The 13,639-nt window shown below is 73.4% G+C and carries 14 protein-coding genes; 13 read left to right on the forward strand and 1 reads right to left on the reverse strand.

Translation table 11 applies throughout. The annotated features are described in order from the left end of the window. Positions 1–166: 166 nt before the first annotated feature. The 13 genes from IO40_RS0102415 (at position 167) to IO40_RS0102475 (ending at position 12,469) form a co-directional block, all read left to right on the forward strand. Entirely contained in the window at positions 167–2,026 is a 1,860-nt protein-coding gene (locus IO40_RS0102415; protein ID WP_016470549.1) for an ABC-ATPase domain-containing protein, read from the forward strand. A 24-nt stretch (positions 2,027–2,050) separates the two neighbouring features. Then, the gene (locus IO40_RS0102420; RefSeq protein WP_016470548.1) at positions 2,051–2,626 is read left to right on the forward strand and encodes a GNAT family N-acetyltransferase; all 576 of its coding nucleotides are present in this window, start codon (positions 2,051–2,053) and stop codon (positions 2,624–2,626) included. A 170-nt stretch (positions 2,627–2,796) separates the two neighbouring features. Continuing rightward, a complete protein-coding gene (locus IO40_RS39730) occupies positions 2,797–2,880 on the forward strand; it encodes a putative leader peptide (protein ID WP_338108387.1) in 84 nt (27 codons plus the stop codon). 233 nt (positions 2,881–3,113) lie between these two features. Further along, positions 3,114–4,808, forward strand: coding sequence for a nitrite/sulfite reductase (locus IO40_RS0102425; RefSeq protein ID WP_016470547.1), 1,695 nt, complete (start codon positions 3,114–3,116; stop codon positions 4,806–4,808). Between the two features lie 22 nt (positions 4,809–4,830). Continuing rightward, entirely contained in the window at positions 4,831–5,025 is a 195-nt protein-coding gene (locus IO40_RS0102430; protein ID WP_016470546.1) for a hypothetical protein, read from the forward strand. Beyond that, complete coding sequence (locus IO40_RS0102435; RefSeq protein WP_016470545.1) at positions 5,022–5,738, forward strand: phosphoadenylyl-sulfate reductase; 717 nt, start codon at positions 5,022–5,024, stop codon at positions 5,736–5,738. The genes IO40_RS0102430 and IO40_RS0102435 overlap by 4 nt, the downstream gene beginning before the upstream one ends. A gap of 32 nt (positions 5,739–5,770) precedes the next feature. Then, positions 5,771–6,310, forward strand: coding sequence for an adenylyl-sulfate kinase (cysC, locus tag IO40_RS0102440; RefSeq protein WP_234029821.1), 540 nt, complete (start codon positions 5,771–5,773; stop codon positions 6,308–6,310). After that, complete coding sequence (gene cysD, locus IO40_RS0102445) at positions 6,307–7,242, forward strand: sulfate adenylyltransferase subunit CysD (protein ID WP_016470543.1); 936 nt, start codon at positions 6,307–6,309, stop codon at positions 7,240–7,242. The genes cysC and cysD overlap by 4 nt, the downstream gene beginning before the upstream one ends. Positions 7,243–7,244: 2 nt before the next feature. After that, positions 7,245–8,606, forward strand: coding sequence for a sulfate adenylyltransferase subunit 1 (locus IO40_RS0102450; protein ID WP_016470542.1), 1,362 nt, complete (start codon positions 7,245–7,247; stop codon positions 8,604–8,606). A gap of 178 nt (positions 8,607–8,784) precedes the next feature. Continuing rightward, positions 8,785–9,906 carry an ABC transporter substrate-binding protein gene (locus tag IO40_RS0102460; protein ID WP_016470540.1) on the forward strand — a complete coding sequence of 374 codons (1,122 nt, stop codon included), beginning with the start codon at positions 8,785–8,787 and terminating at the stop codon, positions 9,904–9,906. Positions 9,907–9,982: 76 nt separating this feature from the next. Further along, positions 9,983–10,747 (forward strand): ABC transporter ATP-binding protein, encoded by a 765-nt coding sequence (locus tag IO40_RS0102465; protein ID WP_016470539.1) that lies wholly within the window; start codon positions 9,983–9,985, stop codon positions 10,745–10,747. Beyond that, complete coding sequence (locus IO40_RS0102470; RefSeq protein WP_016470538.1) at positions 10,734–11,690, forward strand: ABC transporter permease; 957 nt, start codon at positions 10,734–10,736, stop codon at positions 11,688–11,690. Before IO40_RS0102465 ends, IO40_RS0102470 begins: the two co-directional genes overlap by 14 nt. Beyond that, a complete protein-coding gene (locus IO40_RS0102475; protein ID WP_031174768.1) occupies positions 11,690–12,469 on the forward strand; it encodes a sirohydrochlorin chelatase in 780 nt (259 codons plus the stop codon). Before IO40_RS0102470 ends, IO40_RS0102475 begins: the two co-directional genes overlap by 1 nt. Before the next feature lie 39 nt (positions 12,470–12,508). Here IO40_RS0102475 and IO40_RS0102480 read toward each other — a convergent pair whose 3' ends face one another. After that, the gene (locus IO40_RS0102480; protein WP_016470536.1) at positions 12,509–13,630 is read right to left on the reverse strand and encodes an LLM class flavin-dependent oxidoreductase; all 1,122 of its coding nucleotides are present in this window, start codon (positions 13,628–13,630) and stop codon (positions 12,509–12,511) included. Between the last annotated feature and the right edge of the window lie 9 nt (positions 13,631–13,639).

Genomic DNA, 13,639 nt, shown 5'->3' on the forward strand with positions numbered 1-13,639 from the left:
CGGACTCCGTGCGCGCGTGGGCGTTTCGGGGTGGCCGTCCGGTGGCCGTAGGGTCGGCACCACCGGCGTCCGGACGCCCCCGGACCGGCCGGGCGGAACGAGACGACGAGCACGGACACAGACGCGATCGGACACGGTCGGACACGGACGGAAAGGCGGGAGCGGCGTGCGCGAGGAGTTCGGTGACGCGGGGGGCCGGTGGCGCGGCGGCGGGCGGCCGTACGGGCGCGGCGGCCACGCGGGCGGCCGGGGCGGGCCGCGCGGGGGTCATCGTCCGCGCGGGCGCGGCGGACCGTCGTGGGAGCACACCGGGCGCCCGGGGCACGAGGAGCACTCGGGGCGCGGCCCGCGCACCGGGCTGGCGGACCAACTGCGGTCCCTGGAGGGGGCCCAGTACGGCCGGTACAAGTCCCTGGTCGGCCGGTGGGAGCTGCCGGGCGGCGGAACGCTGGAGCTGGTGCGCGCGCAGTCGGACCCGTACGCGCCGCCGGCCCGGGTAGCCGTGCACGTCCCCGGCCGGCTGGCCGGGCTGCCCGGCGAACTGTGGGACACGGCGACCCGGCGGCGGGCCCTGGCCTCCTACCTGGTGCGGCAGGCCGCGCGGGAGTTGCGCGGCGAGAAGGCGCTGCGGGTGGACGCGGGCGGCCAGGAGGTGCTGGAGCGCAGTTCCTGCACGGTCAGCGGTGACGACGGCGCGGTGACCCTGCGGCTGGGCGTGGCCCTGCCCGGGCACGGGCGGCGGATCGACGGGTACGAGGCCGAGCGGCTGCTGTGCCAGGTGCTGCCGCGTGCCGCCGAAGCGGCCCTGCGCCACGAGGCGTTGGACGCGCGGGAGGTGCGCCGCTTCGTGGAGACGGTCGAGGACTCGGTGGCGCTGCGGGAGGCGCTGCCGGGGCTGGGCCTGGTGGCGTTCGTGGCCGACGGCGCCGTGCTGCCGCGCCGCAGCGGCGTGGACGACCGGCCGGCGGCCGGCGCCGGGGTGGTGCCGTTCGCCTCTCCCGGACAGTTGCGGGTGACGGTCGAGTTGCCGCACGCCGGCGCGGTCACCGGCATGGGCGTCCCGGAGGGGGTCAACCTCGTGGTGGGCGGCGGCTTCCACGGGAAGTCCACCTTGCTGCGGGCGCTGGAGACGGGCATCTGGGACCATGTGCCGGGCGACGGGCGCGAACTGGTCGTCTCACGCCATGAGACGGTGAAACTGCGCGCCGAGGACGGCCGGCGGGTGGAGCGGGTCGATGTGCACGCGTTCGTGGACCATCTGCCGGACGGGTCGGACACCGCGGACTTCTCCACCGAGAACGCCTCGGGCTCCACGTCGCAGGCCGCCGCCCTGTGCGAGGCCGTCGAGGTGGGGGCGCGGGTGCTGCTGATCGACGAGGACACCGCGGCGACGAATCTCATGATCCGGGACGCGCGGATGCAGGCCCTGGTCGCCAAGGACCGCGAGCCGCTGACCCCGCTGGTGGACACCATCCGTTCCCTGCACCGCGACCACGGCGTCTCCACCGTGCTGGTAATGGGCGGCTCCGGCGACTATCTGGAGGTCGCCGACCGGGTGGTGATGATGGACGCCTACCGGCCCTTTGACGTGACCGCGCGGGCGCACGAGATCGCGGCGGTGCCCACGGGGCGGCACGCCGAGGCGGAGTCGTTCCCCGGCGTGGTGCCGCGGGTGCCGGATCCGGCGTCGCTGGACGCGCAGGTGCGCGGGCGCTCCCGCATCCGGGCCCGCGGTGAGGACGTGCTCTCCTTCGGGGACCACGAGGTGGATCTGCGCGCCGTCGAGCAGATCGCCGATCCGCGGCAGGTCACCGGTATCGGCCTGGCCCTCGAACTGATGGTGCGGCGCGGCTTCCTGGACGGCAGGCGGACGCTCGCCGAGGCGCTGGACCTGTTGGACGAGGTGCTGGCGGAGGGGGCGACCGGGCCGCTGCTGACCGTGCGGGACGAGGACTTCGCCGTACCCCGCCGGTTCGAGACGGCCGCCGCCGTCAACCGCGTACGGGGGCTGCGGATGCTCCGCTGAGCCGCCCATGATTGGGTGTCGTCCATGAGTGCGACCGTCACCGTCACCACGTGGTACCTGGAGCAGACCTCACCGAGTGATCTGGTGCCCGCGCGGGTGCCCGACGAGGGTGCGGGTGTCACCGTGGCCCGCGCCGAGGTGCCCAGCCCTGAGCTGAACCGGTTCCTGTACGCCTCGGTGGGCGCGGACAACACATGGGTGGACCGGCTGCCGTGGCCGTACGCCCGGTGGCGGGACTTCCTGGACCGGCCCGGGGTCGAGACGTGGGTCGCCTACGAACGGGGCACGCCCGCCGGGTACATCGAGCTGGACGGGGCGAGTGTGCCGGGCGAGGTGGAGGTCAGCTCCTTCGGGCTGCTGCCGGCCTTCCGCGGCCGGGGTATCGGCGGCCATCTGCTGTCCTTCGGTGTCGCCCGGGCCTGGGACCTGGCCGGCCGCTGGGCGGACCGTCCGGAGACCGGCCGGGTGTGGCTGCACACCTGCTCGCGCGACGGCCGGCACGCCCGCGCCAACTACGAGCGGCGTGGTTTCCGCGTCTACCGCACCGAGACCGCCGACGAGCCGGCCGTGCCGCAGCCGGGCCCCTGGCCGGGGGCCTGAACCCCCGGACCCACGAGCCGGACCCCTGGCCGGGGGGCTTGACCCCCCGGTCCCGCCCTCAGTCTCCGGCCCGCCCTCGCGCACCGCGCTCATCTCATCATTCGAAACGCTTTTGTCCGCCATGCAGACAACAGTGGACTGGCATCAGACGGCCGTGCAACGCTTCCGTCATGTCTCGCGCCGGAATCGCCTTGGTGAGTCGACGTCACGTCGACCTCGCTCGCGTGTCCAGCGCCATCTGTCCGGCGAGCTGACAGTCACAGCACCGCCGTTCTGACACTTCTCCCCTGACGCCGTCCCGGCACCACCGCACCGGATCCGCCGCCCCCACCGTCGCGGGCGCAGCATCGTGACCGGTGTCGTATGCCCTGCGTACAGGCGGTTTCACCGTACGGTGAGCACCGTTCGGGCCGAACCGCCCCGACCGCCGAGCCCGCTCGCACCCGACCTGTGTGTGCCCGCGTCCCCTGCCCGAAGGATCTCAGCCATGGCCGACACCTCCGAGCGCCCCCCAGCCCCCGCCCGCCGCAAGACGGGACGCCACCGCGGCGAAGGGCAGTGGGCCGCTGGTCACTTCACGCCGCTCAACGGCAACGAGCAGACCAAGAAGGACGACGACGGTCTCAATGTGCGGACACGCATTGAGACGATCTACGCCCACCGCGGCTTCCAGTCCATCGACGGCTCCGATCTGCGCGGCCGGATGCGCTGGTGGGGCCTCTACACCCAGCGCAAGCCCGGGATCAGCGGCGGCAAGACCGCCGTCCTGGCGCCGGAGGAGCTGGACGACGAGTACTTCATGCTGCGGGTCCGCATCGACGGCGGTCGGCTGACCACCGGGCAGCTGCGCGTCATCGGCGACGTCTCCCAGGAGTTCGCCCGCGGCACCGCCGACATCACCGACCGGCAGAACATCCAGTTCCACTGGATCCGCATCGAGGACATGCCCGAGATCTGGCGGCGGCTGGAGGGTGTGGGGCTGTCCACCACCGAGGCGTGCGGCGACACCCCCCGCGTCATCCTCGGCTCGCCCGTCGCCGGGATCGCCGAGGACGAGATCATCGACGGCACCCCGGCCATCGAGGAGATCAACCGCCGCGTCGTGGGCAACCCGGCCTATTCGAACCTGCCCCGCAAGTTCAAGACGGCCGTCTCCGGATCGCCGCTGCTGGATGTCGCACACGAGATCAACGACGTGGCGTTCGTCGGCGTCGAACACCCCGAGCACGGGCCCGGCTTCGACGTATGGGTGGGCGGTGCGCTGTCCACCAACCCCAAACTGGGCGTACGGCTGGGCGCGTGGGTACCGCTGGAGGAGGTCGCCGACGTCCACGAGGGCGTCACCGGCATCTTCCGCGACTACGGCTACCGGCGGCTGCGCAACCGGGCCCGGCTGAAGTTCCTGATCGCCGACTGGGGCGCGGAGAAGTTCCGGCAGGTGCTGGAGGACGAGTACCTGGGCCGCAAGCTGCTCGACGGCCCCCCGCCGCAGCAGCCGCCGCAGCAGTGGCGCGACCACATCGGCGTCCACCGGCAGAAGGACGGCCGCTACTACGTCGGTTTCGCCCCGCGCGTGGGCCGCGTGGACGGCGCGACCCTCAGCAAGATCGCCGACCTGGCGGAGGCCCACGGCTCCGGCCGGGTGCGCACCACCGTCGAGCAGAAGATGATCGTGCTCGACGTCGAGGAGGACCAGGTGCAGTCGCTGGCCGAGGGCCTGGAGGCGCTCGACCTGACCACCCGGCCCTCCGTCTTCCGGCGCGGCACCATGGCGTGCACCGGTATCGAGTTCTGCAAGCTGGCCATCGTGGAGACCAAGGGCCGCGGCTCCTGGCTCATCGACGAACTGGAGCGTCGGCTGCCCGACTTCGACCAGCCCGTCACCATCAACCTCAACGGCTGCCCCAACTCCTGCGCCCGTATCCAGGTCGCCGACATCGGACTGAAGGGGCAGCTGGTCACCGACGCGGACGGCAACCAGGTGGAGGGCTTCCAGGTGCACCTGGGCGGCTCGCTCGGCCTGGAGCCGGGCTTCGGCCGCAAGGTCCGCGGGCTGAAGGTGACCGCCGACGACCTTCCCGACTACATCGAACGTGTGCTGCGGGCCTTCCAGGCGCAGCGCGAGGACGGCGAGCGGTTCGCCCAGTGGGCGGCGCGCGCCGACGAGAGTGATCTCAAGTGAGCCGAGCGGACGGAGACTTCCGGTGAGCGAGCGCGCCGCACCGTTCCACTGCCCCTACTGCGGCGACGAGGACCTGCGCCCCAGCGAGGAGCCGACGGCCCCCGGACAGGGCGCGGCCTGGGAGTGCGCCGCGTGCAACCGGGCCTTCCGGCTGAAATTCCTCGGGCTGCTGGCCTCCGGGCTGCGGTCGGCACACGGAGAGGACCCCACCCCATGAGCACCGCACACATAGCGGAGCAGCGCTCTCCCGAAGAGCTCAGGTCGCTGGCCGAACAGGCGGGCCGGGACTTCGAGGAGGCGGACGCGCTGGACGTGCTGCGCTGGGCCGCCGGCACGTTCGGGCACCGCTTCTGCGTCACCTCCTCCATGGAGGACGCCGTCGTCGCCCACCTGGCCTCGCGCGTCTTCCCCGGTGTCCGTGTCGTCTTCCTCGACACCGGCTACCACTTCCCCGAGACCATCGGCACCCGGGACGCCGTCGAGGCCGTCATGGACGTGGAGGTCATCACCCTCACGCCCCGTCAGTCGGTGGAGCAGCAGGACGCCCAGTACGGGCCGCGGCTCCACGACCGCGACCCGGACCTGTGCTGTGCGCTGCGCAAGGTGCAGCCGCTGGAGGAAGGGCTGCGCGGCTACGACGCCTGGGCGACCGGGCTGCGCCGCGACGAGTCGCCCACCCGCGCGCACACCCCCGTCGTCGGCTGGGACGAGAAGCGGCAGAAGGTCAAGGTCTCCCCCATCGCCCGGTGGACCCAGCAGGACGTGGACCGCTACATCGCCGAGAGAGGCGTACTGACCAACCCGCTGCTGACCGACGGCTACGCCTCCATCGGCTGCGCCCCCTGCACCCGCCGGGTGCTGGCCGGCGAGGACGCCCGCGCCGGCCGGTGGGCGGGACGCGGCAAGACCGAGTGCGGGCTGCACGGATGACGGCCGGAGGGACGATGCGAACGGAAGGGACGATGGGGAACCGCGGCGCCACCGTGTGGCTGACCGGACTGCCGAGCGCCGGCAAGACCACCCTCGCCAAGGCGCTGGCCGAACGGCTGCGCGGCGCGGGCCGGCGCACCGAGGTGCTGGACGGCGACGAGATCCGCACCTTCCTGACCGCGGGGCTGGGCTTCTCCCGCACGGACCGCGACACCAACGTCCAGCGCATCGGCTTCGTCGCCGAACTGCTCGCCTCGCACGGGGTGCTGGTGCTGGTGCCGGTCATCGCACCGTACGCCGACAGCCGCGAGGCCGTCCGCAAACGGCACGAGGCCGAGGGCACCGCCTATCTGGAGGTGCACGTCGCCACCCCGCTGGACGTGTGCTCCGAACGGGACGTCAAGGGCCTGTACGCCAGGCAGGCGGCGGGCGAACTGACCGGGCTGACGGGCGTCGACGACCCCTACGAGGTGCCCGAGGCCCCGGACCTGCGCCTTGAGACCCAGGGCCGCACCGTCGAGGAGTCGGCCGGGGCGCTGCACACGCTGCTGACGGAGAGGGGACTGCTTTGACCACGGCGGTGACCGCACAGGAGGAGACCGACAGCCCGTTCGCGCTCACGCACCTGGACGCGCTGGAGTCGGAGGCGGTGCACATCTTCCGGGAGGTGGCCGGCGAGTTCGAGCGCCCGGTGATCCTCTTCTCCGGGGGCAAGGACTCCATCGTCATGCTGCACCTGGCGCTCAAGGCGTTCGCGCCGGCGCCGCTGCCGTTCGGGCTGCTGCACGTGGACACCGGCCACAACTTCCCCGAGGTGCTGGACTTCCGGGACCGCACGGTGGCCGAGCACGGGCTGCGGCTGCACGTGGCCTCGGTGCAGGACTACATCGACAACGGCACGCTGCGCGAGCGGCCCGACGGCACCCGCAACCCGTTGCAGACGGTGCCGCTGCTGGAGGCGATCTCCGCCAACCGGTTCGACGCCGTCTTCGGCGGCGGGCGCCGCGACGAGGAGAAGGCGCGCGCCAAGGAGCGGGTGTTCTCGCTGCGGGACGAGTTCGGCGGCTGGGACCCGCGCCGGCAGCGCCCCGAGCTGTGGCAGCTGTACAACGGACGGCACGCGCCCGGCGAGCACGTCCGCGTCTTCCCGCTGTCCAACTGGACCGAGCTGGACGTATGGCAGTACATCGCCCGGGAGAAGATCGAGTTGCCCGCCATCTACTACGCGCACGAGCGTGAGGTCTTCTCCCGCTCCGGCATGTGGCTGGCCCCCGGCGACTGGGGCGGCCCCAAGGACGGCGAGCGGGTGGAGCGGCGTCTGGTGCGGTACCGCACCGTCGGCGACATGTCCTGCACCGGCGCCGTGGACTCGGACGCCGACACGGTGGAGAAGGTCATCGCCGAGATCGCCGTCTCCCGGCTGACGGAGCGGGGCGCGACCCGGGCCGACGACAAGCTCTCCGAGGCCGCGATGGAAGACCGCAAGCGGGAAGGCTACTTCTGACGATGACCGACACCCTTCGTCCCGACGGTCCGGCCACCGCGGCGACGGCCACCACCTCGCTGCTGCGCTTCGCCACCGCGGGCAGCGTGGACGACGGCAAGTCCACCCTCGTCGGCCGGCTGCTGCACGACTCCAAGTCCGTGCTGAGCGACCAGCTGGAGGCCGTCTCCCGCGCCTCGCAGGAACGCGGCCAGCAGGCCCCCGACCTGGCGCTGCTCACCGACGGGCTGCGGGCCGAACGCGAGCAGGGCATCACCATCGACGTGGCCTACCGCTACTTCGCCACGCCGCGGCGCCGGTTCATCCTGGCCGACACCCCCGGGCACGTGCAGTACACCCGCAACATGGTCACCGGTGCCTCCACCGCCGAGCTGGCCGTCGTCCTGGTGGACGCCCGCAACGGCGTGGTGGAGCAGACCCGCCGGCACGCCGCCGTCGCCGCCCTGCTGCGGGTCCCGCACGTGGTGCTGGCCGTCAACAAGATGGACCTGGCCGGCTACCGGGAGGACGTCTTCGCCCGGATCGCCGACGAGTTCACCGCGTACGCCACCTCCCTGGGCGTGCCGGAGGTGACCGCCATCCCCATCTCCGCGCTGGAGGGGGACAACGTGGTGACGCCCTCCGCGCACATGGACTGGTACAGCGGCCCCACCGTGCTCGAACACCTGGAGACGGTGCCGGTCACCCACGACCCGACCGACGACGCGGCCCGCTTCCCCGTCCAGTACGTCATCCGGCCGCGCACCCCCGAGCACCCCGACTACCGCGGCTACGCCGGGCAGATCGCCTCCGGGGTGCTGCGCGTCGGCGACCGGGTCACCGTCCACCCCTCCGGGCGCACCACCACGATCGAGGCCATCGACGCGCTCGGCCAGGCCGTGGACGTGGCGTGGGCGCCCCAGTCGGTGACCCTGCTGCTCGCCGACGACCTGGACGTCTCGCGCGGCGACGTGATCGCCCCGGCCGACGCCGCGCTGCGGCCCGGCCGGGACGTGACGGCGACGGTCTGCCACCTCCACGACCGCCCGCTGCGGCCGGGGGACCGGGTGCTGCTCAAGCACGCCACCCGCACCGTCAAGGCCCTGGTCAAACAGATCCCCTCGCGGCTGACGCTCGACGACCTGTCCCAGCACCCGGAACCGGGCGAACTGGCGGCCAACGACATCGGCCGCGTGGTGCTGCGCACCGCCGAGCCGCTGCCCGTCGACGCGTACGCGCACTCCCGCCGCACCGGCTCCTTCCTCCTCATCGACCCCGCCGACGGCACCACCCTGACCGCCGGTATGGCCGGTGAGGCGTTCGCCGACGCGACGGCGCGGCCGGCCCCGGCCCCGGCCCCGGACGACGACGGCTGGGACTTCTGACCCATGGGCATCCCGGGAGAGGTCTTCTCGACCTTCGACCAGACCGGTGGCCGCATCGGCAGCGGCGCACGCGGCAGCGGCCAGGGCGGAGTGGGGCGATGTGCGCGGTGACGTGCGCCCGTCCGCACGCCGCCCCGCCGTCCGCACACCGCCGCTTCCCTCCCGAGAGGACCCTCCCGTGCCCCGCACCCGCCGCCCGCTGCCGACCCGACGCCCCCGCGCGCTGACCGCTCTCGTCGCCCTCCCGGCCCTGCTGCTGGCCGCCGGGTGCGGCTACGGCTCCAAGGCCGTCGACAACGACGGCCCGAAGACCGTGGGGGGCAAGAAGGTGGACGGTCTGGACGAGGTGAAGCTCGGCTACTTCCCCAACGTCACCCACGCCACCCCGCTGGTCGGCCTCCGCTCCGGCGGGCAGATCCCCCGCGAACTGGGCGGGACGAAGGTCCGCACGCAGGTCTTCAACGCGGGGCCCTCGGCCATCGAGGCGCTCAACGCCAAGGCCGTGGACATGACGTGGGTCGGCCCCTCCCCCTCCATCAACGGGTACGTCCAGTCGGGCGGGAAGAACCTGCGCATCGTCGGCGGCGCCACCTCCGGCGGCGCTTCCCTGGTGGTGAACCCCCGCAAGATCCGCTCCCTGTCCGACCTCAGGGGCAAGAAGATCGCCACCCCGCAGCTGGGCAACACCCAGGACGTCGCCCTGCTGCACTATCTGAAGAGCAAGGGCATCGAGGTCAGCCCCGAGACGGGCAAGGGCGACACCTCGGTACTGCGGCAGGACAACAAAGAGATACCGACCACCTTCCGGCAGGGCGGCATCGACGGTGCCTGGGTGCCCGAACCGACCGCCGCCAAGCTCGTCGACGCCGGCGCCAGGACACTGCTCGACGAGAAGAAACTGTGGAAGGGCGGCAAGTTCGTCACCACCAACCTGGTGGTGCGGCAGGACTTCCTCAAGGAGCACCCCGCGGTCGTCGAAGCGGTGCTGCGCGGCTCGGTGAAGACCAACGCGTGGATCCGCTCCCACCCCGGCGCCGCCAAGAAGCACATCAACGCGGCGCTGCGCCGTGACGCGGGCAAACCGCTGCCGGACGCGGTGCTGGACGCGGCGTTCCGGCAGATCGAGGTGACCGACGACCCGCTGGCGGCGACGCTGCGCGGGCAGGCGGGCCACGCGGTCTCGGCGGGGCTGCTGAAGAAGCCCGACCTGAAGGGGATCTACGACCTCGCCCCGCTCAACCGGGTGCTCAGGAGCGAGGGCCGCCCCACCGTCTCGGACGCCGGTCTGGGCCGCAAGTGACCACTCCCCCACCCCGCCCCGCGCCACGACGCACCGGGGCGGGGCCGGGGACCGACGGACCACAGGAGGTGCAACAGTGACCGCGACCGTGACCACCGCGAAGACGGGCGCCGCGGCCCGGATAGCGCACGTCTCCAAGGCGTTCGGTGCCCAGCAGGTGCTGGACGACATCAGCATCGACGTCGCCGACGGCGAGTTCGTCACCCTGCTGGGCGCCTCGGGCTGCGGCAAGAGCACGCTGCTGAATCTGGTGGCGGGCCTGGACGCGCCCACGGCCGGCACCATCGAGGTGCCCGGGGGCCGCCCGGCGCTGATGTTCCAGGAGCACGCGCTCTTCCCGTGGCTGACTGCGGGCAGGAACATCGAACTGGCGCTCAGGATGCGCGGCATGGCGAAGGCCGACCGCCCCGCCGAGGCCGAGCGGCTGCTGGAACTCGTCCGGCTCAAGGGCGCCCACCGCAAACGCGTCCACGAACTGTCCGGCGGGATGCGGCAGCGGGTGGCGCTGGCCCGGGCGCTGGCGCAGGACAGCCGGCTGCTGCTGATGGACGAGCCGTTCGCCGCGCTGGACGCCATCACCCGCGATGTGCTGCACGAGGAGCTGACCCGCGTGTGGGCGCAGACCGGGGTGGCGGTCCTCTTCGTCACGCACAACGTCCGCGAAGCCGTGCGCCTGGCCCAGCGCGTGGTGCTGCTCTCCTCCCGCCCGGGGCGGATCGCCCGCGAATGGGAGGTCGGCATCCCGCAGCCGCGCCGGATCGAGGACGCGGACGTGGCCGGGCTGTCCGTCGAGATCACCGAACAGCTCCGGGGGGAGATCCGCCGCCATGGCCAGCACTGAGACCCAGCCCAAGTCCGAGGGTGACCTCACCCCGCGCCGGGAGGACACCGTGGCGTCCGGCGCCCCGGCCGCGCCCGCGCGCGGCGGGCCCGGCGGTGATCTGGCCGGTCTGGAGGCGGGCCTCGACGCGCTCGACACCCGCGCCACGACCCGCACCCCGCTCCCGAGGATGCTGCGGCAGAAGGCACTGCCGCCGCTGATCGCCGTGGTGCTCGTACTGGCCCTGTGGCAGGCGGCGTTCGCGCTGCACCTCAAGCCCGACTACCAGTTGCCGAGCCCGCTGATGGTGTGGGACGCGCTGGCCGAGGAGTGGTACAAGGGCACCATCCTCGGCGTCGTCTGGCAGAGCGTCTCGCGGGGCGCGCTCGGCTTCGTGGTGGCCCTCGTCATCGGTACGCCGCTGGGGCTGCTGGTGGCCAGGGTGCGGCCCGTGCGGGCCGCGATCGGGCCGATCCTCTCGGGGCTCCAGTCGCTGCCGTCGGTGGCGTGGGTGCCCGCGGCGATCATCTGGTTCGGGCTGACGGACGCCACCATCTACGCCGTCGTCCTGCTGGGTGCCGTCCCCTCCATCGCCAACGGGCTGGTGGCCGGCGTCGACCGCATCGACCCGCTGCACCTGCGCGCCGGCAAGGTGATCGGCGCAACCGGGCTGCGCGGCGTCCGCCATGTGCTGCTGCCCGCGGCGCTGCCCGGCTACGTCGCCGGGCTCAAGCAGGGCTGGGCGTTCTCCTGGCGCTCCCTGATGGCCGCCGAACTGATCGCCACCTCCCCCGAACTGGGCGTGGGGCTGGGCCGCCTGCTGGACACCGGCCGTTCCTACCAGGACATGCCGCTGGTGCTCGGGGCGATCCTGCTCATCCTGCTGGTGGGCATCGGCATCGAGTTGCTCGTCTTCGCGCCCGTCGAGCGGCGGGTGCTGCGGCACCGGGGGCTGCTGCGCTGATGCACCGCACCCCGCACCCCGCCGCACCCGCACTGCTGCTGGTCGCCCACGGCAGCCGGGATGCCCGGCATGCCGCGACGACGGCCGCGCTGGCCTCCCGGGTGCGGCGACTGCTGCCCGGCGTCCGGGTGGCGGCCGGCTATCTCGACTTCGACACGCCCTCGCCGGCCGAGGCGCTGCACGGCCTGTACGCGGCCGGAGTGCGTCAGACCGTCGTCGTCCCGCTGCTGCTGACCCGGGCCTACCACGCCAAGACGGACCTGCCGGCGGTCCTGGCCGAGGCGGCACCCGGACTGCCGGGTATGACCGTCCGGCCGGCCGGTGTGCTGGGCCCGCACCGGCTGCTGGTCGCCGCCCTGGAACGGCGGCTGCGCGCCGCCGGGCTGGTGCCCGGCGACGCAGCCTCGACGGGCGTCGTGCTGGCGTCCGCGGGGTCCTCCGACCCGGAGGCGAACGCAGTGATCGCTGATATCGCGCGGGAGTGGCGGCGTACCACCGGTTGGTGTGCCGTGCGGCCTGCGTTCGCCTCCGCCAACCCGCCCCGGACGGCCGACGCCGTACGGGCGCTGCGCGCCGAGGGCGCCCGCCGGGTCGCGGTCGCCCCCTATGTGCTGGCCCCCGGCCGCCTGCCGGACCGGATCGCCGCCGGTGCCCGCGAGGGCGGTGCCGACCTCCTCGCCCCGGTGCTCGGCGCGGCGCCGGAAGTGGCCCGCGTCGTGGTGGAGCGGTACGCACGGGAGGCCGGCGTACCGCGTCCCGCCGGCGCCGCAGCCGCGTAGGGCCCCGCCCCTCCCCGGGGCGGGGCTCTGCGCACCGGCTCAGGCCGGGACCGGCACCGTGCCGCGGGAACCGTCCGCCGCCGAGCGGTCCCGGACGAGGGGCAGTACGTTCTCGCCGAACCAGTACGCCTCCTCCAGGTGCGGGTAGCCGGACAGGACGAACTCCTCGACGCCTGCCTCGCGGTATTCGCCGATCAGCCCGGCGACCTCCTCGTGGCTGCCGACCAGGGCCGTGCCCGCGCCGCCGCGCACCAGTCCGATGCCCGCCCACAGTCCGGGGTGGATCTCCAGGCCGTCGCGGCTGCCCCCGTGCAGGTCCAGCATCCGGCGCTGCCCCTCCGACTCGCTGCCGCGCAGGCCGCGCTGGGCCTCGGCGACCGCCTGCGGGGTGAAGCCGTCCAGCAGTCTGCGGGCCTCGGCCCACGCCTGCGCCGAGGTGTCCCGCGTGATGGTGTGCAGGCGGACGCCGAACCGCAGCCGGCGGCCCTCCCCGGCGGCGAGCGCCCGCACCCTCGCGATCTTCTCCGCGACCTGTGCGGGCGGCTCGCCCCAGGTGAGGTAGGTGTCGGCGCGGCGGGCCGCGACGCGGAGGGCGGCGGGTGAGGAGCCGCCGAAGTAGACGGGCGGCACCGGTTGCGGAAGCCGGTTCAGCCGGGCGCCGGACACCCGCAGGTGCTCGCCCTCGGCGGTGACGGTCTTCCCGTCCCACAGATCCCGCACGATGTGCAGGAACTCGTCGGTGCGGGCGTAGCGGGCGTCCTTGTCGAGGAAGTCGCCGTAGGCCCGCTGCTCCCGGCTCTCACCGCCGGTGACGACGTTGAGCAGCAGCCGGCCGCCGGTGTGCCACTGGTAGGTGGCGGCCATCTGGGCGCCGAGGGTGGGGGTGAGGAGCCCGGGACGGAAGGCGACCAGGAACTTCAGCCGTTCGGTGTGCCGGCTGAGCATGGCGGTGGTCAGCCAGGCGTCCTCGCACTGGGCGCCGGTGGGCGTCAGCACCCCGGTGAAGCCGAGTTGTTCGGCGGCGCGGGCGATCTGTGTCAGATAGCCGAGTGTGGGCGGACGGTCGGTGCCGGCCGTGCCCAGGGGGCTGCCGTGGCCGCCGCCGACGACGTGGCGGCTGTCGCCGCTGGTGGGCAGGAACCAGTGGAAGGTCGGGGACATGGGCGGGTC

The organism is Streptomyces albus subsp. albus, from assembly GCF_000725885.1.
Classification (GTDB): domain Bacteria; phylum Actinomycetota; class Actinomycetes; order Streptomycetales; family Streptomycetaceae; genus Streptomyces; species Streptomyces albus.